This is a genomic window from Vibrio hepatarius (assembly GCF_001274785.1).
GTDB lineage: Bacteria > Pseudomonadota > Gammaproteobacteria > Enterobacterales > Vibrionaceae > Vibrio > Vibrio hepatarius.
In genome coordinates, this window is the sequence record NZ_LHPI01000011.1 from 36282 (window position 1) to 59660 (window position 23379).

The following is a 23379-nucleotide window of genomic DNA, read 5'->3' on the forward strand; positions in this document are numbered from 1 at the left end:
CGCACTTCAAGTTGATTTTATGATTTTATATTTTTAAGTGTTTGAATTGTATTTGTTTTTATTAATTTTGTCGTACCTCATTCTGTTTGTTGTCGATCATGATCACTATGCAACAAAAACTTTGTAGCGGCTCATATTTTTTTAGATAAAAACTAAGATCTGATTGATGTTTTTCTCCGCAAAGTTAGTCTGGAAACTATGGATACACAACGTGTATGCAGGAATAGAAAATCAACAATTAATGATTAATTAGAGATTTTCAAATATAGGAAATGCTTTCTCCCTTCGGCGGCCAACTTAAGGCGAGAAAAAGAAAATACAGCTATATCCATTTTTAGGAGTTTTTCCATGGACAAAATGTTTAAACGTACGCTTTTAGGAGCTGCAGTAGCATTAGCATCAACAGGTGTAATGGCTAAGCAGGTAGGTGTTAACTCTGACTTTACTGTTGAAGTTTACGGTGTAGCGGCTATCTCGCTAGTAAACTACAACACTACCAGCAATGACGTTGCTGATAGCTCTACAGGACAAGATCAAGGTTATGTAGTTGAGAACGAGTCACGTATCGGTTTCCGTGCTCACAAAGATATGTTTGAGAACTTTAAGATTACGATGCAAATCGAGTCTGGCTATGTAGACAGCACTGACTGGGGACATGGTGGTGTTTCTGGTGGTGTTCTAGGTTTCCGCGATACTTTCCTAGGTGCTTCAGGTGATTGGGGTAACGTTCGCGTTGGTCGAGTTCTGACTCCACTATACGAAATTGTTGACTGGCCATTTTCTAACCCTGGTCTAGGTTCTGTATTCGACTGGGGTGGCATTGGTGCACACTACGATCGCCAATCAAACCAAGTTCGTTACGATTCGCCTAAGCTTGGTGGTTTCTCTTTCGCTACATCTATCGGTCGCGATGACAACGACAATGGCGGTGGTCTAGCAACGGCTGATGACTCTTACTTTGTAAGTGCGAACGCTAAATACAGCTTTGAGAAAGTAACTCTAATGGGTGCTATTGAAACAGGTAATGATTTCCGTAAAGTCGAAAACCAAGACAACACGACTTACCTAGTAGGTGCTGAAGTTAGCCTTCCAGCAGGCTTTGGCCTTGCAGCAGCGTATAAAATGGAAGAGTTGGATAACGCTGCTGGTGTAAACGGAGCTGATGTTGAACAAGCGTCATACTCTATCATTGGTCAATACTGGAACGGCCCACTAGGTATCAAACTAGGTTATGCAGCTAATGAAGATGCAGAATTAAATGGTGATAAGATAAATAACAGTGACAGCAATACTGTTTCTCTACAGGTTATGGGTGTAATCGACGGCTTTGTACCATACGTACGTGTAGCTGGTCGCACCGTTGGTGACCTAGACACAGATATTGTAACTCGTTTTGGTCTAGAATACGGTTTCTAACTACATGTTCTAATTGCCTTTCTTTATAATATACGCCAGCATGTATGCTGGCGTATTTTTTCTAAAGGATCAAAAATATGAAAATATTAAGATGTTTGTTCCTATTATCAGCAGTATCTATCACTGCTGGTTGTAGTACCCTCAATAGCTCAAGTGACTTTTCTGATGCTGTTCAGAGTATTAAAGAAAGGAGTAATTATGTTGAAGTTGCTGCTAAAACTATAATACCCGACACGCAAGCGTTAGTCGGAGCTAATCTAGTGAGATCAGAACTAACATATACATCTGTGCAACCTATAGGCGAAAGTAACTTAACCAAAAAGTCTACCATTGATATGACGGTTACATTCTTTAAAAGCTATGATGTTTTTCATAGTGCTAGCGTCTTAGGTCAAACTGTGGCACTCGATAATTCAAAACCAATGGCTGAAACGTGCAGTGAACATTGCACAGTCACTCAATGGGTTAGTTTTCCTTTTAGCGAACGTGAGTTAGCAGAATTCAGCGGCGAGAATGTTAATTTTACGATTACGTCAGGCAACAATAATATCGTTGAAGTAAGTGTGCCCAAGGCATATTTCGAAGCTATTGAGCAAGAAGCTGACACACTAATAGCGAGAAATCAATCAACTCAACCGTATGTCAATCAAACGCCTGAGGTTACAAAAGTAAATGACTCAGCTCCTGCGAGTAAAGCTCTAGAAATGACGCAGTATTGGTATGCTAAAGCTTCTGCTCAAGATATCGATAAGTTTTCACAGTTCGCCATCTCAAACCGTAAAGGTGTTGTACAGAAATTAGAGAGCACTTCTCAAGAGCTTAATATGATGCAATATTGGTATTCAGAAGCGAGTGAAATCGAGCGTTCTCAAATATTACAGTGGCTAATCAGCCAATAGATTTGTTATTTTGATTAAAGCCCCATGACGAGTGCATGGGGCTTTAATTAATATTTGATGGTGCCATTACTATGCTTGCAGATGAGTATAGGAATATACTTCATTGTCCCATCTGGCATAGTACACTCCACATTGGGACCGGTTGTAGAATTCCCCGCACTGTTGTTCATTACTGCAACAGCATTACTACTAAAGAACACTATACTGCACGCAAGTAATATTATGCTTTTCATAAGCTCACCTCTCATGAGTTTAAATGTTAGACATATCGATAACTGCATCAACTCTAAGTATGTTTGTAACCAATAAAAGATCAAAAATAATTTAAACTTTAAAAGTTTTCTTTAATAAATAACTTCAACTTGTTGCGAGACAATAATTAATAATGCTCTGATTACTATTCGTTTTAATTTTCAGGTGTTGAGCTTTATCGTTATTAGCAGAGTCGAATGTGACGAATTACTACCAAGTTTTTTCGCACTAAAGAATATTTAATGAGCTGATAAATAAAGACAAAGTATTCTAGATACAAAAAAGAGGCGAATATATGCCTCTTTTTTAGCTTAGATGAGTAAAGTCAGACTAATTTTTTTCTTGGATGGTGAGGATAATACCGTTGACTTGAGTGATTTCGACCAATGTTCCTTTAGCGATTGGGGTGTCAGACCTTGCAGTCCAAGTGGTGTCACCCACCTTTAAACGTCCTTTACCTGCTGGGAAATCTTCGTCAAGCAACAAGGTCTCACCGATGAGTTGCTTTTCTTTCTGATTCAAGGTTCGGCTGGCATCACTTTGCTGATCGTTACTAAACTGGCGTCGCCACCATAGCCAGGTTGTCACCAAGCAAAACACACCAAATGATGCCCACTGCAACTGCCAACTCATCGGCACAAGTGCCAGAACGAGGGCAACGAGTAACGCTGAGATACCCAGCCACAACAGGTAGCCTGCCGCACCGAGCAATTCGCACGCTAACAGTGCTAGGCCAAATGCCAGCCAGTGCCAGTGGTTAATGGATTCCAAAAATTCTATCAAAACATACCTACTTGTTTTCTTTCGCTTGATGTTTAAACATTTCTGCTATGCCTGCAACTGACCCCATTAGACCAGAAGCTTCGAGAGGCAGCATAATGATTTTTCCATTTTCTGCTTGGCCAATGGTTTTCAGTGCGTCGGTATAGCCTTGAGCAATAAAGTAGTTCACCGCTTGCATGTCACCTTTGGCAATCGCTTCTGATACCATCGTTGTTGCTTTCGCTTCCGCTTCTGCAGCACGTTCACGAGCTTCTGCTTGCAGGATTGCGGCTTGCTTTTGGCCTTCCGCTTTTAAAATCTCAGATTGCTTTTGACCTTCCGCACGAAGAATCTCCGCTTGACGGATACCTTGTGCCTCAAGGATCTCAGCACGCTTGTTTCTTTCTGCTTTCATTTGTGCATTCATCGCTGCAGTGAGGTCAGCTGGTGGTTGAACGTCTTTAATCTCGATACGAGTTACTTTTACGCCCCAAGGGTTGGTTGCGTCATCGACGATCGTAAGTAACTTAGTGTTGATCATATCGCGTTGGCTCAGCATTTCATCGAGTTCCATTGAACCCAAAACGGTACGAATATTGGTTAAAGTCAGGTTTCTGATCGCATGTTCTAAGTCGTTAACTTCATAGGCGGCTTTTGCTGCGTCAATGACTTGCACAAAACAAACCGCATCAATGGTTACGTTGGCGTTGTCTTTTGAAATCACTTCTTGAGCAGGGATATCAAGAACTCTTTCCATCATATTGACTTTATGACCAATGCTGTCGATGAATGGAATAATGATGTTGAGTCCTGGTTTGAGAGAAAGGGTGTATCGACCAAAACGTTCTACCGTCCAGTTATTACCTTGTGGGACGGTTTTTACGCCGGCAAAAATAAGCGCAATTACAACAACTAGAAAGCCGCCAATTGCAATCAATGAGTCAACTGCCATGTTTATTTCCTTGGTTAAAGTGATATGTCGATTGTTTCTTAATTAAACCGTTTAAACAAAGAAATAAATGAGAAGTGGGACTAACTTTAGACAAAATTAAAGCCGGTATTACCGGCTTTAACATATTGATTTAATTCTATTCTAATAAAGCAGAGAATAGAGCTGACGGCGATATTTAGCAGAAATCGCGTTGCCTTGTCCAAGGGCGGCCAATATATCCATAAAGTGTTTTTTAAGTTCACCGTCTTGCGCATTGAGGTCTTTACGCAAAAAGCTCCACAATAGTTCCAGAGCTTCTTCATCTCGGCTTACCTGGTGATAACTTAATGCAAGCTCTGCTGCGACTTTACTATCCGTTGGGTTATTTGCTAGCGCAGTTTCGAGCGATTGAATTTCCGGACTGTTCGCAGACTGTTCATGTAATTCCAGTTTCGCAACTAGGCTCTTGTAGTAGTTATCTTTATATTCCAGAGGAATATCTTCCAACAGAGATTTGGCCTGGGCAAAATCTTGTGTTTCAAGGTAACACTCAACCATTGCCAATTTAACGTCGCCTTTTTGCTGCATTTCTACTGGTAGTTGCTGGAGAATCGGTAACGCTTGAGCGAATTGTTGTTGCTGAACGAATTCCAGCGCCTGCTTCAAACTCATTTCTTCTTGGCTTGGCAGGTGTTTTGTTAACATTGCTTGGATCGCCGCGAGTTCTTGCGGACCGCCGAGTCCATCAACTGGCTGTCCGTTAATAAACAGTGCAATTGTCGGCAAGGCCTGAACACCAAATTGAGAAGCAATCAGTTGTTCTTGCTCGCAGTTCAATAGTGCGAGCGTAAATGCTCCGTTGTATTGCTGAGCCAGAGTTTGCAGATCAGGAATAATTTGTGCGCTTTCTTGGCTCATTGGAGCCCAGAAGTGAATTAGCACAGGTGTCTGTACTGAGCCTTCTAATACTTGGCGGAAGTTCTGTTCGTTTAGCTCGACAATAAAAGGTGATTGCATCTAACGGTTCCTTGCAACGTTTGAGATAGTTCAAACATATGGGCTTTGGCTAGGGATATCAAGGTGAGCACGAGACAAAACACACTGAACAGCGAATGCAGTGTGTTTGTCATGTGAAGAGCGCGGAAGTGTTTACAGAACGATAAATAAAACGAGCGCAACACCCACACTAAGCCAGTTAATTTGGTTTAATGACATGTTATCTTTCCGAATGTAACGCTTGAATTGGTCAAGGAGTGTTCGAATATGAAGATAACGTTCGATTGTTACGATTAAATTACATTGCAATACATTATTTATGCCGCACGCATCAATATTTTATCGAGCAATCGAGTAGGTAATATTCTTTTTAATACCGCAAACATTATGGTGGGCGTGGTGATGCGATAACGAATCTTAGGATGAGTCGATTCCAACGCGTCAATAACAGGTGCAATGCACGATTCAGCAGGAAGAACAAAAGCATTGCCTGAAGACTCTTTATCCAAACGTCGTAATTGTTGCTGATACGCATGTTGGTGGACACTGGTGTCGATTGCGATCCACTTTAGAAAGGCGGCTTTCGCGTTGGCGCGAAATTGCGTCTCGATAGGGCCGGGCTCAAGCAAGCTGATATGAATATTCGAGTCCAGCAACTCAAGCCTGATGGTATCCGTCCAACCTTCAATCGCAAATTTAGACGCATTGTAAGCACCGCGGTATTTCATTGCCGCAAAGCCCAATACAGAACTGTTTTGAATAATTCTGCCATGTCCTTGTGCGCGCATCACTGGCAAAACTTCAGTGACCAATTGGTGCCAGCCGAAAAAGTTGGTTTCAAACTGCTCGCGTAGAGCTTGGGTAGGTAAGTCTTCTAACGCGCCAGGCTGTCCGTACGCTCCGTTGTTAAACAGTGCGTCGAGTCGGCCACCAGTGATGTGTAATGCTTGCTGGACGGCTAAAGAAATACTATCGCTATCGGTTAAGTCGAGATGAAGACACGTCAAGCCCTCAGCCTTTAATCTCTCAACGTCTTCAGCTTTGCGGCAAGAGGCAATAACTTGATAACCGCGTTGCTTTAATGCGTGCGCACAAACATAACCAATCCCTGTAGAACACCCAGTAATGAGAATTGACTTACTCATGAATCCCTTTCTTTATCTGTCGATTAAGTGATTAGATTAAAAGATTATTCATGATGTTGTAATAAGTTTTTTAGTGCTGGAGCTAAGCGTGAATAGCTAAATCGAAAGCCTAGCTCGGTTAACTTCCTTGGTTTGGCTCGAATGCTGTCAAACAACAACACTGAGCTTTCTCCTATGGCGAGTTTAAGTACCCATTTAGGAGTGAACAAGAAGTGTGGGCGCTTAAGCGTTCTCGCTAGCACCTTACTGAAATACTGGTTAGTCACAGGGTGAGGGGCGCACAGATTGAATGGTCCTTGAGCGTGCTCGGTTTCAAGCAGGTAGACGATGGCTCTAACCATATCGAGCATATGGATCCATGGCATGTACTGCTTGCCATTGCCGATTGGGCCACCGACGCCACACTTATACGGAGGAAGCATCTTCTTCAGCGCACCGCCATCAGGCGCAAGAACAATACCTGTACGTAGGGTGCAGACGCGTGTGTACTCAGAACGTGCTCGATTAGCGATATTTTCCCATGTGGCACATACGTGATGAGGGAATCCTTGGCTGTGGACGTGAAGGTCTTCATCAAACGGATGCGCTTGTTGGTCGCCGTAATAACCCACTGCGGAACCACTAATCAGTACTGCTGGTGGCGCTGTACTGGCGTGAATGAGATCGACCAGTTTTTCCGTTAGGCCCCAACGGCTATCACAGATTTCTTTCTTCTGTACTTTGCTCCAGCGTTTATCTGCTATCGGTTCACCAGCCAAGTTAATTACCGCGTCAAACTCGTTGAAGTCATGGTATTTATCTAGACTCGAAACATAGCTGATGTTTCCCATATCCGCGTGGTTTACGGCCGCTTTTGCTCTCGCTGGAGACCGCGTAAGCATAACCACTTGGTGAGTGGTCAGGTGCTTAACGAGTTCGCGACCAATAAATCCAGAACCACCGGTGAGCAATATTTTCATCCATTTCTCCTAGAACGTCCGTGCCCTGCTGTAAATGTCAGTAACGCTATTAATTATAGCGAGTTAGCTCCACTTCGGAACAGGGATTATGCAAAGCAAATGATTATCACAGAATTAATATTTTGTTACGTTTGTTTGTCGTCACCCTGTTTTCGTCACATCAAACCGTTAACTCATTTGTCATTATAAAGCTAATGAGCATAGGGATGGGGTGCATATGGAAGCAATTACCGCGCTAATGAAAGCGTTTTGGGCAAGTCTACGCGATTTGCTACCGATTATTATCGTGATTGCTTTTTTCCAGTTAGTGGTCCTTCAAGAACCACTGCCTAACTTGTTGTCTATTCTATTTGGTTTAGTTCTGGTTGTGTCAGGGCTGACCTTTTTTATTTTTGGCCTTGAGATGGGGCTGTTCCCAATTGGCGAGTCGATGGCTCAAGCTTTTGCTCGTAAAGGTAGCGTATTCTGGTTGATGGTTTTTTCATTCTGTTTAGGATTTGGCACCACAGTCGCAGAACCTGCACTGACTGCGGTCGCCGACGAAGCAGCCGAAGTGGCGGCTGAAGGAGGGATGATTGCTCATAGCGAGATTGCGATGGAGCAATATGCCACAGGATTACGTTTGACCGTTGCTCTGTCTGTAGGGCTGGCGATTATGGTGGGAGTACTGCGTATTCTCAAAGGTTGGTCTATCCAGTACATGATCATGGCGGGCTATATCGGCGTGGTTGTCCTCACCATTTTTGCCCCTGAGAGTATTATTGGCGTGGCGTATGACTCGGGCGGAGTGACAACTTCAACCATCACGGTTCCTTTGGTGACAGCTCTTGGTGTTGGACTGGCGTCGGCGATTAAGGGAAGAAACCCGATGATCGATGGCTTTGGTTTAATCGCGTTTGCTTCGCTGCTACCTATGATGTTTGTGATGATTTTCGGCATGGTGGTGGCGTGATGAATTGGTCCCACTTTGCAGACACTTTTCTGAGTACTATACGAGACGTACTACCAATTGCGGCGATCATCTTTGGTTTCCAATTTGCCGTATTAAGACGTCCAGTGACTAACTTGCCAAGGGTATTGTTTGGCTTTGTTTATGTCATCCTTGGCCTGTCATTGTTTCTGATTGGTTTAGACCTGGCGCTGTTCCCGTTAGGGGAGACGATGGCAATGCAACTCACCGCACCGGACTTTCTCAGCCAATTCCGTTTATCTGACGATGCCGCGATTCACTGGCAGGATTATTACTGGGTGTACATTTTTGCGTTTTGTATTGGTTTTAGTACCACCATCGCAGAGCCTTCATTGATCGCGGTGGCGATAAAGGCAAACCAAGTTTCTGGTGGGTCGATCAGTATTAACGGCTTAAGAATCGCAGTCGCATTAGGCGTGGCGATCGGTATTTCGCTCGGTAGCTATCGAATTGTGGTGGGCGATCCGATCCATTACTACATCATTGCTGGCTATATTGTCGTTGTGGTTCAAACTTTCTATGCACCTAAGCTAATTGTGCCGTTGGCATACGATTCGGGGGGCGTTACAACATCGACGGTTACTGTGCCATTGGTAGCGGCGCTGGGCCTCGGTTTAGCATCAACAGTTCCGGGTCGAAGTCCAATGATTGACGGCTTTGGGTTGATCGCTTTTGCCAGTTTGTTTCCGATAATTTCTGTTATGGCTTACGCCCAAATCACTCGCTGGCTCAACCGTGAGTCAGAATTGGAGGATAAAGAAAATGCGCTTTAAATTGATACTCGCTTTTGTTGAAGACAGCAAAACCGACTCTGTGTTGGACGCGGCAAGAAATGCTGGCGCAACAGGGGCAACGGTTATCAATAATGCTCGAGGAGAGGGCTTAAACAAGAAGACGACATTTTTTGGTTTAACGCTAGAGGTGCAAAAGGATGTGTTGTTGTTTGTCGTGGAAGAACACCTTTCACGTCATATCCTCGAAACCATCAGTGATGTCGGGGAGTTTGACCAAGAGTCAGGGCAGGGGATCGCGATTCAGATTGATATTGAAGACGCGGTTGGGGTTGCTCATCAGGTAGAAAAATTAACCAAGGTGGTAGAGGACGAACTATGAATAGCCACGAAAAAATCAGCGTTCGAGATGTCATGGCCAGTACCTATGTCATGATTGATGGTTTGACTACGGTCAGAGAAGGTATCCAATTGGCAAAGAAGCACAACGTCAAAGCGTTGGTGGTCAATAAGCGCAATGCAGACGACGAATATGGCTTGGTGCTGATGAACGATATTGCGAAAAAAGTACTGGCGCAAAACCGCTCACCCGACCGCACTAACATCTACGAAATCATGACCAAGCCGGCGTTGTCTGTGTCACCTGATATGAATGTGAAATATTGCGCGCGTTTGTTTGAACGCTTTGGTATCAGCCGTGCGCCTGTGATTGAAAACGATAAAGTCATCGGCATGGTCAGCTATAACAACATAGTGATCAATGGTATGGCGCGGGATGACGGCTAAACGTAAATTACGTACAATCTCCTCACTTATTTTGAGGAGATGATGTCGTGAAACTATTTTTTGCCTCAGACCTGCATGGCTGTTTGCCTGCAACCGAGAAAACACTACGAGCGTTTGACGAGTCAGGGTGTGAACATTTAGTGCTGCTGGGCGATATTCTCAACCATGGTCCGCGTAACCCTGTTCCTGAAGGTTATAACCCACCTGCGGTTGCAGAGTTACTCAATCAATACGCCGATAGAATCATTGCTGTGCGTGGTAACTGCGACAGTGAAGTCGACCAAATGCTGCTGTCTTTTCCGATGATGATGGACTTTGCTTGGGTGATTTTAGAGTCGGGACAACGACTGTTTGTTACGCACGGCCACTTGTACAACGCGAGTAAACGCCCACCACTTAAACATGGGGATATGATTGCCCACGGCCATACGCATATCCCTGTTGCGGAGTTGGATGGGGATCAGTTCGTGTTTAACCCAGGCTCTGTGACTTTTCCGCGCAACGGTTTTGCGCCGAGCTTTGGTATGCTGCAAGATAAGCAGTTGAGTGTGATGACATTTGATGGTGATGAAGTCGTATCAACCTCGATTGCATAACCGTGAATACAAAACAAGCTGCAATGTCTGCAGCTTGTCTGGCTTATTTTCGGTCTGAATGGCCGAGGTCTCGCTCTGGGTCAATAATATCTCTGACTTTTTGCTTCAGTACTTTCGCTTCAGGAAAGCCACCGTCGCGTTTTCGTTCCCAAATTAACTGACCATTACAGTGAATTTCAAATCGTCCCCCTGTATCTGGATGAAGCGACACGGTGTCAATTTCCTCACTAAAAGTATGCAGCAACTCTTGTGAAAGCCAGGTTGAACGCAACATCCAGTTGCATTGGCGGCAGTAGTAAATATCAATAATCGCTTTATCCATACATCCTCACAGTAAAAGCTTAATTCCAACCGCGAAGGTCAGCAGTTCAAAACAAATTTTAATCACTTGGTTACTGTATTTGGTGGTTAAGTACGCCCCCAAACTACCACCCAAGAATGACCCCAGCAATAGAATCGGTAACCAAGGCCAGTAGATAGGCGCGCCTGCCATTGCGACCGCTACGCCACCAATACCATTCCAAAATAAACCCACACACAGCATCGTCAGTGCGACTGCTTGTTTATAGCTGTAGCCGAACCAGCGCACCAGAAATATCGTGACCAATAAGCCTGAACCTGCGGTCAATGAACCGTTGATAATGCCGATAACAATTAGCCCCAATCCACCAATAATCCAGCCTTTAAGATCACGATGGGTTGGGCGGGCGGTTTGTCCGAGTTGTTTTTTCAAACGCGAGTAAATGCCTATCGCGAGGATCATTAGCCCGAGCATCTTCTCGGCGATTTGTTCCGGAATCAACAAAACAATATTGGCGCCGATGACAACGCCGATACTCCCAACCAATACCAGATAGGCTGCGACGTTGGGGCTAAAGCTTTTGTGTTTGATATGAGTGTAGGCTGCGCCTAACCCGAGCGCGACACTGGCGACTTTATGCGTCGCTAGCGCGATGGAAAAAGGCAGGCCAAAGAATATTAGTAAGGGGAATTGAAGTAAGCCCGCTCCGCCGCCTGATAGCGATGCTAAGGTGTTGGAGATAAATGAGCCAAAAAACAGTAAAAGGGAATTGAGCCAGTCCATGAGCAAAGATAAAAATTAAGGGGCATCATGCCCCTTATTTAAATGAAGTTAGTTAGAGAAAAGTACCGTAGAACCGTGGTTTAAGCTAGTCAAAAGCAAGGTTTTCTCATTCACAATATCGATTCGGCGACTCTGTTGAGCGTCCATCTTGAAGATTTGTGTAATTAATGAAAGCTGCTCTTCGGTAAAGTTTTTGCTTTGGTCTGAAGAGATATCTTTGAATTCAACCGGAGAGACCAGCAGGTAGTTGTCACTGATTTCCCATTTACCTGTTTCAGAGATATGGATAACGCTTTCATTCACTTCGCTTTCGGCAAACAGTTTAACCATTGCCACACGAATGTAGCTACCGTTTGGCAAGTACTTAACGTTCGAACTAATGTCTACTTTACGCAGTGAACCGACTGCGGTGTCTTGCATCGGTTCGGTGATGAAGGTGACCATCTTAGATTGCCATTCATTCGACGTAATCGCTTGTTCAACTTTTAAGTCGCTTCCCCAGTAAAGCCAACCGCTGAATACCACGGAAAGAGCAAGTAGTCCTACTGCAAATTTTAGTTTCATGTTCTTGTTCCTATTTGCACACTTTACTTAGGTCTTCTTGGCTCGCGTAGATCTTGAAGGTGATGTTCTCACCGGAATGTTCTAGCGAATGAATGTAGTTCAGTACCAAGTTGTTGTTCTGGCCGCCCGTTGCGATCACTTCTACCGGAGCTAACTCTCCCTTATGGGTTCCGTTGTAGCGTTTAACACATTGCTCGATAGATTTCGCCCAGTGGCTGAGGTCTGGGTGGTTAGTTGGTGTCAATACAGGTGTATTATCGTAGACACCGACTTCACGGAGTTGAGATTCACTAGGGGTAGTAAATAGAATCACACACAGTGGCAATAGCAATGCAAGGAGAATCAGTACGCGAGGTAGCCATGTTTTTTCCGTTTTCTCGGCGATTGCAGGCGCGACAGGTGCAGTTTCTATTTCTGCAGGCGTGACTTCTGGCTCTATAACCGATTCAACGAAGCTGTTCTCTTCTGGTGTGAGTAGTGCAGCGTCTTGCTCTTCTATTGGTTCTTCAACTACAGCTTCACCGCTCATCAACGGCACCGTTCTTTCGACCGACGCGATAAGTTGGTAGCCACGTTTTGGCACAGTTTTCACAAACTGAGGAGATTTGGTTGAGTCTTGTAGAAGCTTTCTAAGTGTTGAGATAGCTTGGGTTAAGCTTGAATCATCCACTTCGAAACCTTGCTGACGCCAGACGAAGTCATGTAATTCATTACGCGAAACGATCGCCCCCGGATTCTCACACAGCAAAGTCAGAATACGACTTTCATTGCTGCCTAGATGCGTGGTTTCGTTATCGTTTTCTTTATCTACAAGCGAATTTGTATTGGGGTCAAAGGTGAATCTATTCGCCAGATTGAACTTAGTACCTATGTTGCTCATCAATTTCGGCCATTCTTTCTTAGGGGTTTTTGTTATACAGCGTGCTCAAAATAAAGCACATACACTAAATTTGAGAGATGCTTATTTTTTTTGATTTTTTTGCAACTAGCAAGGATAGTCAAAATAAAAGTAAAAAAACACTGTTTTTATCGATTCTAACCTTGAATTTACAATTGTCACCCTCATTTTTATCACCAGATTGTATCAATCACCGCCTATTAGAGGCTTGATCAGTATAGATGTAATGGAGTTATCATGAGCGAGACAACAGCACCAAATAAAGAAACTCGTGGCTTTCAATCAGAAGTAAAGCAGTTACTTCATCTGATGATTCACTCTCTTTACTCCAATAAAGAGATCTTTTTACGTGAGTTGATTTCAAACGCGTCTGACGCATCGGATAAGTTGCGTTTCCAAGCTCTATCTAACCCTGAGCTTTACCAAGGCGATGCGGATTTAGGTGTAAAGCTGTCGTTTGACGAAGCAGCCAATACGCTTACTATTTCTGATAACGGTATCGGTATGAGCCGTGAAGACGTTATCGAGCACCTAGGTACGATTGCGAAGTCGGGTACCGCAGAGTTCTTCTCAAAGCTGTCAGAAGACCAATCTAAAGATTCTCAACTCATCGGCCAATTCGGGGTAGGTTTCTACTCTGCGTTTATCGTGGCTGATGCCGTGACGGTACGCACACGCGCAGCAGGCCTAGCGGCAGACCAAGCCGTTCAATGGCATTCTGCGGGCGAAGGTGAGTACACCATTGAAGGAATTTCAAAAGAAACTCGTGGTACGGACATCATTTTGCACATGCGTGACGAAGGAAAAGAGTTCCTTAACGAATGGCGTCTGCGTGAAGTGATCAGCAAATACTCTGACCACATTGGCATTCCTGTCTCTATCCAAACCGTCGTACGTGACGAAGAAGGCAAAGAAACAGGCGAGAAGAAGTGGGAGCAAATCAACAAAGCTCAGGCACTTTGGACGCGCAACAAAGCGGATATTTCTGAAGAAGAGTACCAAGAGTTCTATAAACACGTATCGCACGACTTTGCGGATCCATTAACTTGGAGCCACAACCGTGTAGAAGGTAAAAACGACTACACAAGTTTGCTCTACATTCCGTCAAAAGCACCGTGGGATATGATGAACCGTGACCACAAATCAGGTCTTAAGTTGTATGTTCAACGTGTGTTTATCATGGACGATGCCGAGCAATTTATGCCGTCGTACCTACGTTTCGTTCGCGGTTTGATTGACTCAAATGACCTGCCATTGAACGTGTCTCGTGAAATTCTTCAGGACAACAAAGTCACTCAATCACTGCGTAATGCGTGTACTAAGCGTGTCCTTACTATGCTTGAGCGCATGGCGAAAAACGACGCAGACAAATACCAGTCGTTCTGGAAAGAGTTTGGCCTTGTGCTGAAAGAAGGCCCTGCAGAAGACATGAGCAACAAAGAGAAGATCGCTGGTCTATTGCGTTTCGCTTCAACAGAAGTGGACTCAGCAGAGCAAACGGTGGATTTGGCTTCTTACGTTGAGCGTATGAAAGAAGGTCAGGATAAGATTTACTACCTGACAGCAGACAGCTACGCAGCAGCGAAAAACAGCCCGCACTTAGAGCAGTTTAAAGCGAAAGGCATCGAAGTTGTTCTGATGTACGACCGCATTGATGAGTGGTTGATGAACTACTTGACCGAATTTGACGGTAAGCAGTTCCAGTCGATCACCAAAGCTGGCTTGGACTTAAGCAAGTTTGAAGACGAAGCGGAAAAAGAGAAGCAGAAAGAGACCGAAGAAGAGTTTAAATCTGTGGTTGAACGCACTCAGGCTTACCTAGGTGACCGAGTTAAAGAAGTTCGCACAACGTTTAAACTGGCATCGACGCCAGCGGTGGTTGTGACAGACGACTTCGAAATGGGGACACAAATGGCGAAGCTTCTTGAAGCAGCTGGTCAGGCGGTACCTGAAGTGAAATACATCTTCGAAATCAACCCACAACACGAAATGGTGAAGCGTATGGCTGACGAAGCCGACGAAGAAGCATTTGGTCGCTGGGTTGAAGTTCTGCTCGGTCAGGCAATGCTGGCAGAGCGTGGTTCTTTGGCAGACCCATCACAGTTCTTAGGTGCGGTTAACTCGCTTTTGACTAAGGGCTAATAGCTAAAGATGTTCGAAAAGCTCGCAATTTGCGGGCTTTTTGATTTATTTGCGCTTATCGTGAATAAAAACTGCAAAAGCGGCGGCTAAGTGTGAGTGTTTAAGCATTCTTTAGTCGTACTGCGCGCTTACAACCAAGATTGTATGATAGAATGCAATCTTGAAACCAAGCGTACAGGTGTGTAATGTGCACGCCTGTCAGATGCCAACTCCATCAATTATGTGCTCATTGTTGCAAGAGAGAGCGGTGGATACCGAGATGTGGACTGAGACTGCCTACATTGTTGTCGGTAACGACGCTCAAGCAATCGATTGACTGCGTGATATGTGGCGTTGGTTTTTTTACTGTAAAACAGTTATACCGAAACTTACCGTGAGCTGGGCTAGCTCTGTTAGTCGGCATAGTGAGCTTCGGTATAAATTATTATTATCTTAAGAGGATTAAACATGCGCATCATTCTTCTAGGTGCTCCAGGTGCAGGTAAAGGCACACAAGCTCAATTCATCATGGAGAAATACGGTATTCCACAAATCTCTACTGGTGACATGCTACGTGCTGCAATCAAAGCAGGTACTGAGCTTGGTAAACAAGCTAAAGCTGTAATTGATGCTGGTCAGCTAGTTTCTGATGAAATCATTCTTGGTCTAATCAAAGAGCGTATTGCTCAAGATGATTGCGAAAAAGGTTTCCTACTAGATGGCTTCCCGCGCACTATCCCTCAGGCTGATGGCCTAAAAGAAATGGGCGTAGACGTTGACTACGTAATCGAATTTGACGTAGCTGACGACGTAATCGTTGAGCGTATGGCTGGTCGTCGTGCTCACCTAGCTTCAGGTCGTACATACCACGTTGTGTACAACCCACCTAAAGTAGAAGGCAAAGACGACGTAACAGGTGAAGATCTTGTTGTTCGTGATGACGACAAAGAAGAAACCGTACGTGCACGTCTTGGTGTTTACCATGACCAAACGGCTCCTCTTATCGCTTACTACGGTAAAGAAGCTGAAGCAGGCAAGACTAAGTACCTAAAATTCGACGGTACTAAGCAAGTTGCTGAAGTAAGTGCAGACATCGAAAAAGCACTGTCTTAATTTGTGACTCAATTATTTGAGCAAGACTTCGAGTAAGTTTTGAAATTTGTTATAGTGAAGGCGACCTTTTTAGGTCGCTTTTTTTATGCTTACACATTGATCTATAACGGTGTTATAACGTAAATAGCTAATTTAGTGGCGGTAGGATTCTATGCAAAATAATAACAAACAAGGTGTGTTGTTGATTAACCTAGGCACACCGGACGAGCCAACTGCGCCAGCGGTGAAACGTTTTTTAAGCCAGTTTCTACACGACAAGCGTGTGGTAGATATGACACGTTGGTTGTGGTGTCCTATTTTACACGGTGCGATTTTGCCGATCCGTGCACCTAAAGTGGCTAAGCTATATCAATCAGTATGGATGGATGAAGGTTCGCCACTGATGGTTTACTCTCAAAGACAAGCCGCAAAGCTCAAAGCGTTGCTACAGATGCCTGTTGAGTTAGGCATGACTTACGGCAATCCGAGCTTAGAAACGGGTGTTAAGGCGTTAGTCGAGCAAGGTGTCGAAGAAGTGATCGTATTGCCTCTGTATCCTCAGTATTCCGGAACCACTACGGCGGCGGCGTTTGATGGACTGGCAAAAGCACTCAAGCAAGTGCCAGTGATGCCAGCACTGCAGTTTATCAGCGATTATCACGATCATCCGCTCTATATTAAGGCACTCGCAGAAAGCGTTCGTCGCTCATGGGAGCAAAAAGGTAAGGGTGACTACTTACTGTGTTCTTACCACGGTATTCCTAAGCGCTATGCGGACAATGGCGATGTGTATCCAATTCACTGTGAGCGTACAACCACATTACTGGGGCGCGAGTTAGGTTTAGAGCCCAACCAAATTGGTATGACTTACCAGTCTCGATTTGGCAGAGAAGAATGGCTACAGCCATACACGGATAAAACCTTAGAGACTTTGCCTAGCAAAGGCGTACAAAATCTGGATGTTATCTCTCCTGCGTTTTCTTCTGACTGTTTAGAGACGCTTGAGGAGCTCTCTGATCAGTGCCGTGAGCTGTTTATGGAACACGGCGGTGGACGATTCAACTTTATCCCTTGTTTGAATGATGACGATTTGCACATTGAAATGATGGCGGACTTGATCAAAAACTAATTCTTTTTCCTACCGGAAACTTCAATAGAAAAGGTCGCTTGCGGCCTATTTTTATTTCTGCTGCTTATCTTCTGTCTTGTTACTCCGCTTCTAACCCAGAATCTGGCTCTGTTTGAAACTCTGATTCTGGTGATCAAGATCTGATTTTTTTTATCGAAAATTAACTCACCTAAAAAAGTCCACGTGATCTATTTATCGTTATTGATGAGTTTGTTGTTATTTTATGTGCTTCAGATCACTGAGCGTCGTTTTAGGTATTTTTATATATTTCCTAATTTATTGTTTTTAAATTAATTTATTTTAATCTTGTTTTTGAAAGTGAGGAAGATCTCACTAGTGAGAGATTTATTTTTCTTCGTGAATTAAATTGGTCAGTATGAAAAGCAAGCCAGGGAGGCTATCCCATTTTGCGGTTAATTAGTGGTGAAAACTAAGTTTATACCGCGGCTAATTTTAAGATTAAGGTAGATTAATTATGAAAAAACAATTCACTCTAGGCGCACTTTCGCTACTTTTCGCTTCAACTGCTTTTGCGGGTTCTTCTTACGTAACGGGTAACGTACAGCTTCACTCTGATGCAGACAAAATGCACGGTTCAGATGTGACTTCAACACTAGAAGCAGGCCACACGTTCGACAACCAAATGGGTGGTTTTACCGTTTATACTGAGTTTGATGGCATTCAACTTGGTGAGATTGAAGAAGTAAATGGTCAATCTATGCAAGACGAAGTGTATGTAACCGTCGGTGGTGAACAGTCTTTCCAAATTACCGACAATCTATGGGTAGCAGCGGGTTACCAACACCTATTCCATGAAGGTGAAAGCCTACAGTACCGCCCATTAGTTAAAATTGGCTACAACTTTGACAACGGTCTATCAATCAGCAACCGTACTCGTGCACACATCGATGCAACGAGCAATGATGCCGATACAGACTACCGTATGGACAACCGCATTGCTTACACGGTGAATGAAGACCTAGCACTAAGCTACAACAACGTGTACATGATCGATGCAGAAGTTATGGACCATGAGTTGCGTGCAACTTGGACGCGCAACGGCGTTCAACCATATTTTGAGTTCCGTAACCAAGGCGACAACACGAACAACGCATTTGTGTTCGGTGCTTCTTACGGTTTCTAACCCTTTCTAAAACTGTCCTTGTAATAAAAAGCCCGGCTCATCACCGGGCTTTATTTGATCGTAATGTTCTGTCGTATATAAGGTTACTTTCCTTCGTAACGACGGTATTCAAACACTTGGCCTTTATCGTTAAAGGCGTAAACCGTGTAAGCGTCTTGTTTGTTACCGTATTCCATACCCGGAGAGCCCATTGGCATACCAGGAACCGCCAAGCCTTTCGCGTTGCGTGGTGGGTTTTCTAAGAATGCCTTGATGTCTTCTGCTGGGATATGACCTTCAAACACATAGCCATCTATCTCTGCGGTATGACAAGATGCCAACTCCGGTGTGATACCAAGTTTTTGCTTTATCGGATTCATGTTTTCGTGCAGTTGCTCGGTGACGTCGAATCCTGCGTCTTTCATGTGTTTCGTCCACTCCGTACAACAACCGCAATAAGGCGATTTATGATTCAGCACGTCTGTTGCCAGTGCTTGGCCTGATAGCAACATAAATGCTGCGAGTGAGAGAGCTTTAACTTTCATAGGAACCTCTAGGAACGAATGGATGTTTTAAATAATCTTAGTCGGTTTGCATTGCTGACAACAGTAATCGAAGACAATGCCATGGCGGCTCCCGCGACTACGGGGCTAAGAAGAAAACCAAATGCTGGATAAAGTACACCCGCAGCGACAGGGATACCGAGTGTGTTATACACAAAGGCACCAAATAGGTTTTGCTTCATATTCTTTACGGTGGCTTTCGACAATTCGATGGCTTTAACCACGGCAAGTGGTGATGAGTTCAGTAGTGTCATTTGCGCGCTTTCTATCGCAACATCGCTGCCGCTGCCCATTGCAATACCAATATCGGCCAGCGCAAGGGCAGGGGCATCATTGACACCATCACCAATCATGGCCACTTTCATTCCGTTTTGTTGTAACTGTTTAATATGGCCCGCTTTTTCATCCGGTAATACCTGAGATATGACCTGCTCAATACCGATTTGTTCAGCGATGGCTTTCGCAACGTGATGGTTGTCACCCGTTAACATCACAGGGGTAATATTCAGTGCTTTCAACTCTGCGACAGCTTGTTTAGCGTCTTCTTTCAACGAATCTGCAATCGCAATGATGCCAACAACTTTTTCATCTAAGGCAATCACTATTGGGGTTGCCGCGTTTTGCTCACTCTGCTGAGTAGCATCGCGCAGTGGTGCTAAATCCCAACCTTGTTTTTCGGCGTAATTCAAAGAAGTCGCCGACAAGGTTTGCGATTGGTACTGGCCAAACACGCCTTTACCACGTTCATTATTAAACTCGTCCACCTCAACTGGAGCTACGTTACGATTATGCGCTTCAGTGACGATCGCTTTGGCGAGCGGGTGCTCTGAGTGCTGTTCAATACCCGCAGCAAGCGCAAGCAGTTGCTTGTCATCGTTATCAACCGAGTAAAGTGATTGAACTTCCGGCTTGCCGAGCGTTAATGTGCCTGTCTTATCAAACACTACCGTATCGATCTTGCTAGCACTTTGTAAAACATCGGCGTCTTTGATCAGTATGCCCATTTCCGCTGCTTTACCGATACCAACCGTCACAGAAAGTGGGGTCGCTAAGCCAAGCGCACAAGGGCAGGCGATAATCAATACTGTTGTTGAAACCACCAGCATGTAACTGGCTTTCGGGTCTGGACCAACCATAAACCAAACCGCGGCAGCAAGAATAGCAATCGCAACGACCACAGGTACAAATACAGATGAGATCTGGTCGGCTAACTTGGCAATGGCCGGTTTGCTGCTTTGTGCTTCTCTCACTAAAGAGATGATGCGAGACAGCATGGTGTTGCTACCAATGCCGGTCGCCTTAATAATCAAACCGCCATCTTGGTTTAGCGTGCCTGCAGAGACAAAATCTTCTGCTTGTTTATGAACGGGTACGGGTTCACCCGTCAGCATTGACTCATCTAGGTAAGATTGGCCAGAGACAACTTGTCCATCAACTGGCACTTTCTCACCAGGTTTGATTCTTAACTGCATCCCCAAGGTAATGTCGTTAATTGCAACGGTGACATCGCCATTCTCGGTCACTTGGGTGGCTTGGTTTGGCTGCAGGTTTATCAAGGCCTGCAGTGAACGCGTTGTTTTTGCTTTCGCTTTTGCTTCTATATAGTGACCAAGGGAAATCAAACCAATGATCATTGCGCTGGCTTCGAAGTAAACATGACGCGAGGCTTCAGGGAACCAAGTTGGGAACGCGACGACCAGCATTGAGAACAACCAAGCTGCACCCGTGCCGAGCGCAACTAGGGTATCCATGGTGGCGCGCTTGTGAGTCAGCGCTTGCCAAGCGTTGGTAAAGAAGCTTTTACCTGCTGTCGCAAGTAGCGCTAAACAGATGAGGCCGATAGCACCCCAGGCCAATTGATCGCTGGTGGAGCGGATCATCATATTGCCGCCCGCCAAGCCCCAAAGCATCAGTGGACCACCGACGAGTAAACCTGCCCAAGCACTTTTCTTAAAGTAGGCTTGTGTCTTGATTTGTTGCTCCAGTTGTTTGCTTTGTTGCTGTTGTGGATCGTCAATTACTTCCGCTTGATAACCCGCTTGCTTAACGGATTCCAACAGGGCTTGGATAGTTTGTGAGTCGTCTGATTTTGCGAATACCAAAGCACTTTGTTCAGCCAAGTTAACCTGTGCACGTTCGACATTGCTATTGCTAAGCAGTGCTTTCTCAACCGAAGCCACACAGCTGGCGCATGTCATGCCAGATAGCAATAAGTGAATCGCCGCCGCCGAATCCACGGGTTGTTCATTTTGCGCAGCTTGATTAACAGGGCTTTCTTCTACGATTGCTTCAGTTGAAGACTCTTCTACTTTTTGTTGATAAGCGTGATAGCCACACGCCTCAATAAGCTTGATGACTTCTTCCAGTGAAAGAAGGGTAGACACAGTTAGTTCTGTTTTGGATACCTCAAACTGACCCACCAAAGGTTGCTCTTCGAGTTTCGCTTTCACCTTATTAACGCACTTGCCGCAGCTTAGCCCTTCTAAGTAAAGGTGAAATTGATTACCTGCGTGATAGCCGAGCGCATTAATCGTCGTTTCTAGATCAGAGAACGGATGATCACTGGTTAAAACGACCTGAGTTGGAGACAGCTCTTTGATCGTGACGTCGTATTTTGATGTGAGTTCTCTTTCTACTTTCCTTGCACAACCCATGCAATTTAAACCAGAGAGAGGAATATCGAACTGAAACATACCTAGCACCCTCAAATATTGGATTGTTATTGAGAATAAACCTTTCCTCAAGGGTAAGGTCAAGCCTTTCGGAAATGTTTTTAAAAACGTCAAAATCGCCTTGCTAAGTGTCTGTTTTGACGGTTTTTTATGCGAGTTATATCAACATTATCTAATCGCAAATCTAAAGTTCCGTAAATTGAAAAAAAATCACCGTGAAGTGCGACGAAAGTTTGCGGCTTTCTGCTCGCCTGTAAGTGATGAAAAACAAAATTGACGTTTATGTTTAGCAATGGGTGTGTTTTAAGGTGTTGATTTAAATGAATTTGTATTGATTTTTGTTTTTTGACTTTGAAGGTGGTCAGAGTTTTTTTTGAGCTAATTCCTAACGCGAAAGAAGTTTGCCAACATTTCCCTTGTCCATGCAGGGTCTTTACGCAAACCGCGCTTTGGTCTGCGTAAAGACCCATATAAATAAAATTCTAAAATAGGGGTTTTTATTATGTCTCAATTCAAAAAAACAATAATTGGAGCGGCCATTGCAGCGAGTACCTTGGCCGCAGGTAGCGTGTATGCAGATGGTGCGAACAGTGATGCAGCAAAAGAGTATTTAACCAAAGACTCATTTGCCTATGAGGTCTACGGTATTATCGCAATGCAAGCTGCATATCGTGACTACGATTCTGGTAGTTCGGCGACAGACGATGAGTTAGGTGGCATGCAGCTAAATAACGAATCACGTATTGGTTTCCGTGGTAAAAAACAATTTGCAAACTTTGGCCCGACTTTTATCTGGCAAATTGAAGGTGGCTACGTAGACCCAAGCTTTGGTGGTGAAGGTGCAGGTCTGGGTGAGCGTGATACGTTCGTCGGTTTTGAAGGTGAATCACTGGGGCAAATCCGATTAGGTCGCGTTCTGACACCAATGTACGAACTTGTCGACTGGCCAGCCTCTAACCCTGGTTTAGGTGATGTTTATGACTGGGGTGGCGCTATCGGTGGTGCGAAATATCAAGACCGTCAATCCAACACCATTCGCTGGGACTCTCCTTTATACAGTGATGCATTCTCTATCGACGCTGCCGTCGGTGCGGGTGACAAAGCGGGTCTAGGTGAAGGCGACGACTACTGGGCGGGTATTGCTGCGCACTACAAACTCGGTCCTATCCAATTTGATTTAGCTTATGAAGGTAACCGAAACATCGTCGCAGAAGCACAAAACTGGGATAACGACACTTACCTAGTTGGCCTACAAGGTTGGTTTGAGAACGGCATTTCATTCTTTGCTCAGTACAAATACATGGAAGCGGACGCAGGTAATGGCGTGGATGAAAAACAAGACGCGGTTTCTGCTGGCTTGATGTACACCACTGGTGACTGGCAATACAAACTGGGCTACGCGGCGAACTTTGATTTAGAGCGCGATGGCAAGACAATCGACGATACCGCGGATGACGTGTTGTCAGCGCAAGTGATGTACTTTGTTGACCCATCTGCAGTGCTTTACGTACGTGCGCGCACTCTAGATTTCGGTGACGGTGCAGAGACATTAGACGATGCAACAAAAACTCGTTGGAAATCTGCTGACTACGATGAGTTCTCTGTCGGCGTAGAGTACTACTTCTAACTCTAATCATAAAAAGGGCGGCAACGCCCTTTTGAAGCGAGTACTCATTTACATAGGTCACTG

Annotated in this window: 23 protein-coding genes; 12 read left to right on the plus strand and 11 right to left on the minus strand. The window is 44.6% G+C overall.

Annotation, left to right across the window (positions count from 1 at the left end):
* The first annotated feature begins 348 nt into the window (after positions 1-348).
* On the plus strand, positions 349-1416 hold the full coding sequence (locus tag AKJ31_RS12400; RefSeq protein ID WP_053409419.1) for a porin: 1068 nt from the start codon (positions 349-351) through the stop codon (positions 1414-1416).
* 77 nt (positions 1417-1493) lie between these two features.
* On the plus strand, positions 1494-2315 hold the full coding sequence (locus AKJ31_RS12405) for a hypothetical protein (protein ID WP_053409420.1): 822 nt from the start codon (positions 1494-1496) through the stop codon (positions 2313-2315).
* 582 nt (positions 2316-2897) lie between these two features.
* On the opposite strand, the gene AKJ31_RS12410 is transcribed toward AKJ31_RS12405, so the two are convergent.
* From AKJ31_RS12410 to AKJ31_RS12430, 5 genes are all read right to left on the minus strand, one after another.
* Positions 2898-3350 (minus strand): NfeD family protein, encoded by a 453-nt coding sequence (locus tag AKJ31_RS12410; RefSeq protein ID WP_053409421.1) that lies wholly within the window; start codon positions 3348-3350, stop codon positions 2898-2900.
* A 7-nt stretch (positions 3351-3357) separates the two neighbouring features.
* Entirely contained in the window at positions 3358-4281 is a 924-nt protein-coding gene (locus AKJ31_RS12415) for an SPFH domain-containing protein (protein ID WP_053409422.1), read from the minus strand.
* Positions 4282-4422: 141 nt separating this feature from the next.
* Positions 4423-5277 carry a co-chaperone YbbN gene (locus AKJ31_RS12420; RefSeq protein ID WP_053409423.1) on the minus strand — a complete coding sequence of 285 codons (855 nt, stop codon included), beginning with the start codon at positions 5275-5277 and terminating at the stop codon, positions 4423-4425.
* A 296-nt stretch (positions 5278-5573) separates the two neighbouring features.
* Positions 5574-6401 carry an SDR family oxidoreductase gene (locus AKJ31_RS12425; protein ID WP_053409424.1) on the minus strand — a complete coding sequence of 276 codons (828 nt, stop codon included), beginning with the start codon at positions 6399-6401 and terminating at the stop codon, positions 5574-5576.
* Positions 6402-6445: 44 nt separating this feature from the next.
* Complete coding sequence (locus AKJ31_RS12430; protein WP_053409425.1) at positions 6446-7360, minus strand: TIGR01777 family oxidoreductase; 915 nt, start codon at positions 7358-7360, stop codon at positions 6446-6448.
* A gap of 217 nt (positions 7361-7577) precedes the next feature.
* Between AKJ31_RS12430 and AKJ31_RS12435 the strand changes: the two genes are divergently transcribed.
* Genes AKJ31_RS12435 through yfcE form a run of 5 tightly spaced genes read left to right on the plus strand, consistent with a single transcriptional unit; the run spans position 7578 to position 10443 of the window.
* Positions 7578-8312, plus strand: coding sequence for a DUF1538 domain-containing protein (locus tag AKJ31_RS12435; RefSeq protein WP_053409426.1), 735 nt, complete (start codon positions 7578-7580; stop codon positions 8310-8312).
* On the plus strand, positions 8312-9103 hold the full coding sequence (locus AKJ31_RS12440; RefSeq protein WP_216599438.1) for a DUF1538 domain-containing protein: 792 nt from the start codon (positions 8312-8314) through the stop codon (positions 9101-9103). The genes AKJ31_RS12435 and AKJ31_RS12440 overlap by 1 nt, the downstream gene beginning before the upstream one ends.
* Positions 9093-9443 carry a P-II family nitrogen regulator gene (locus AKJ31_RS12445; protein ID WP_053409428.1) on the plus strand — a complete coding sequence of 117 codons (351 nt, stop codon included), beginning with the start codon at positions 9093-9095 and terminating at the stop codon, positions 9441-9443. The genes AKJ31_RS12440 and AKJ31_RS12445 overlap by 11 nt, the downstream gene beginning before the upstream one ends.
* A complete protein-coding gene (locus tag AKJ31_RS12450) occupies positions 9440-9847 on the plus strand; it encodes a CBS domain-containing protein (RefSeq protein WP_053409429.1) in 408 nt (135 codons plus the stop codon). Before AKJ31_RS12445 ends, AKJ31_RS12450 begins: the two co-directional genes overlap by 4 nt.
* Positions 9848-9894: 47 nt before the next feature.
* Complete coding sequence (yfcE, locus tag AKJ31_RS12455) at positions 9895-10443, plus strand: phosphodiesterase (protein WP_053409430.1); 549 nt, start codon at positions 9895-9897, stop codon at positions 10441-10443.
* Between the two features lie 43 nt (positions 10444-10486).
* Here the strand turns inward: yfcE and AKJ31_RS12460 are convergent, their stop codons facing one another.
* The 4 genes from AKJ31_RS12460 to AKJ31_RS12475 are packed head-to-tail and all read right to left on the minus strand — an operon-like array spanning position 10487 to position 12971.
* Positions 10487-10765, minus strand: a complete 279-nt coding sequence (locus tag AKJ31_RS12460) for an Rdx family protein (protein ID WP_053409431.1) — start codon at positions 10763-10765, stop codon at positions 10487-10489.
* A 6-nt stretch (positions 10766-10771) separates the two neighbouring features.
* The gene (locus AKJ31_RS12465; protein ID WP_053409432.1) at positions 10772-11527 is read right to left on the minus strand and encodes a sulfite exporter TauE/SafE family protein; all 756 of its coding nucleotides are present in this window, start codon (positions 11525-11527) and stop codon (positions 10772-10774) included.
* 48 nt (positions 11528-11575) lie between these two features.
* Positions 11576-12091, minus strand: a complete 516-nt coding sequence (locus AKJ31_RS12470) for a regulatory protein ToxS (RefSeq protein WP_053409433.1) — start codon at positions 12089-12091, stop codon at positions 11576-11578.
* 10 nt (positions 12092-12101) lie between these two features.
* Positions 12102-12971 (minus strand): winged helix-turn-helix domain-containing protein, encoded by an 870-nt coding sequence (locus AKJ31_RS12475; RefSeq protein WP_053409434.1) that lies wholly within the window; start codon positions 12969-12971, stop codon positions 12102-12104.
* A 255-nt stretch (positions 12972-13226) separates the two neighbouring features.
* Here AKJ31_RS12475 and htpG point away from each other — a divergent pair, with 255 nt between their 5' ends.
* From htpG to AKJ31_RS12495, 4 genes are all read left to right on the plus strand, one after another.
* Positions 13227-15131: a molecular chaperone HtpG gene (gene htpG, locus AKJ31_RS12480; protein WP_053409435.1), complete on the plus strand. Its 1905-nt coding sequence runs from the start codon at positions 13227-13229 to the stop codon at positions 15129-15131.
* Positions 15132-15578: 447 nt separating this feature from the next.
* Positions 15579-16223, plus strand: a complete 645-nt coding sequence (gene adk, locus AKJ31_RS12485) for an adenylate kinase (protein WP_053409436.1) — start codon at positions 15579-15581, stop codon at positions 16221-16223.
* A gap of 151 nt (positions 16224-16374) precedes the next feature.
* The gene (gene hemH / locus AKJ31_RS12490) at positions 16375-17331 is read left to right on the plus strand and encodes a ferrochelatase (protein WP_053409437.1); all 957 of its coding nucleotides are present in this window, start codon (positions 16375-16377) and stop codon (positions 17329-17331) included.
* A gap of 475 nt (positions 17332-17806) precedes the next feature.
* Positions 17807-18475, plus strand: coding sequence for an oligogalacturonate-specific porin KdgM family protein (locus AKJ31_RS12495; RefSeq protein WP_053409438.1), 669 nt, complete (start codon positions 17807-17809; stop codon positions 18473-18475).
* Between the two features lie 83 nt (positions 18476-18558).
* Here the strand turns inward: AKJ31_RS12495 and AKJ31_RS12500 are convergent, their stop codons facing one another.
* Together AKJ31_RS12500 and AKJ31_RS12505 are read right to left on the minus strand one after the other, a co-directional pair.
* Entirely contained in the window at positions 18559-18999 is a 441-nt protein-coding gene (locus AKJ31_RS12500; RefSeq protein ID WP_053409439.1) for a DUF411 domain-containing protein, read from the minus strand.
* An 8-nt stretch (positions 19000-19007) separates the two neighbouring features.
* Positions 19008-21710 (minus strand): heavy metal translocating P-type ATPase, encoded by a 2703-nt coding sequence (locus AKJ31_RS12505; RefSeq protein ID WP_053409440.1) that lies wholly within the window; start codon positions 21708-21710, stop codon positions 19008-19010.
* A 481-nt stretch (positions 21711-22191) separates the two neighbouring features.
* Here AKJ31_RS12505 and chiP point away from each other — a divergent pair, with 481 nt between their 5' ends.
* Positions 22192-23316: a chitoporin gene (chiP, locus tag AKJ31_RS12515; protein WP_053409442.1), complete on the plus strand. Its 1125-nt coding sequence runs from the start codon at positions 22192-22194 to the stop codon at positions 23314-23316.
* The last annotated feature ends 63 nt before the right edge of the window (positions 23317-23379 follow it).

Bases quoted from the DNA above. Each gene is read 5' to 3' on its own strand.
- AKJ31_RS12460 (WP_053409431.1), bottom strand. From the start codon at position 10,765: ATGGATAAAGCGATTATTGATATTTACTACTGCCGCCAATGCAACTGG.
- AKJ31_RS12430 (WP_053409425.1), bottom strand. From the start codon at position 7,360: ATGAAAATATTGCTCACCGGTGGTTCTGGATTTATTGGTCGCGAACTC.
- AKJ31_RS12470 (WP_053409433.1), bottom strand. From the start codon at position 12,091: ATGAAACTAAAATTTGCAGTAGGACTACTTGCTCTTTCCGTGGTATTC.
- AKJ31_RS12465 (WP_053409432.1), bottom strand. From the start codon at position 11,527: ATGGACTGGCTCAATTCCCTTTTACTGTTTTTTGGCTCATTTATCTCC.
- AKJ31_RS12425 (WP_053409424.1), bottom strand. From the start codon at position 6,401: ATGAGTAAGTCAATTCTCATTACTGGGTGTTCTACAGGGATTGGTTAT.
- adk (WP_053409436.1), top strand. From the start codon at position 15,579: ATGCGCATCATTCTTCTAGGTGCTCCAGGTGCAGGTAAAGGCACACAA.
- AKJ31_RS12420 (WP_053409423.1), bottom strand. From the start codon at position 5,277: ATGCAATCACCTTTTATTGTCGAGCTAAACGAACAGAACTTCCGCCAA.
- AKJ31_RS12505 (WP_053409440.1), bottom strand. From the start codon at position 21,710: ATGTTTCAGTTCGATATTCCTCTCTCTGGTTTAAATTGCATGGGTTGT.
- htpG (WP_053409435.1), top strand. From the start codon at position 13,227: ATGAGCGAGACAACAGCACCAAATAAAGAAACTCGTGGCTTTCAATCA.
- AKJ31_RS12475 (WP_053409434.1), bottom strand. From the start codon at position 12,971: ATGAGCAACATAGGTACTAAGTTCAATCTGGCGAATAGATTCACCTTT.
- AKJ31_RS12400 (WP_053409419.1), top strand. From the start codon at position 349: ATGGACAAAATGTTTAAACGTACGCTTTTAGGAGCTGCAGTAGCATTA.
- hemH (WP_053409437.1), top strand. From the start codon at position 16,375: ATGCAAAATAATAACAAACAAGGTGTGTTGTTGATTAACCTAGGCACA.
- chiP (WP_053409442.1), top strand. From the start codon at position 22,192: ATGTCTCAATTCAAAAAAACAATAATTGGAGCGGCCATTGCAGCGAGT.
- AKJ31_RS12405 (WP_053409420.1), top strand. From the start codon at position 1,494: ATGAAAATATTAAGATGTTTGTTCCTATTATCAGCAGTATCTATCACT.
- AKJ31_RS12415 (WP_053409422.1), bottom strand. From the start codon at position 4,281: ATGGCAGTTGACTCATTGATTGCAATTGGCGGCTTTCTAGTTGTTGTA.
- AKJ31_RS12445 (WP_053409428.1), top strand. From the start codon at position 9,093: ATGCGCTTTAAATTGATACTCGCTTTTGTTGAAGACAGCAAAACCGAC.
- AKJ31_RS12495 (WP_053409438.1), top strand. From the start codon at position 17,807: ATGAAAAAACAATTCACTCTAGGCGCACTTTCGCTACTTTTCGCTTCA.
- AKJ31_RS12450 (WP_053409429.1), top strand. From the start codon at position 9,440: ATGAATAGCCACGAAAAAATCAGCGTTCGAGATGTCATGGCCAGTACC.
- AKJ31_RS12440 (WP_216599438.1), top strand. From the start codon at position 8,312: ATGAATTGGTCCCACTTTGCAGACACTTTTCTGAGTACTATACGAGAC.
- AKJ31_RS12500 (WP_053409439.1), bottom strand. From the start codon at position 18,999: ATGAAAGTTAAAGCTCTCTCACTCGCAGCATTTATGTTGCTATCAGGC.
- AKJ31_RS12435 (WP_053409426.1), top strand. From the start codon at position 7,578: ATGGAAGCAATTACCGCGCTAATGAAAGCGTTTTGGGCAAGTCTACGC.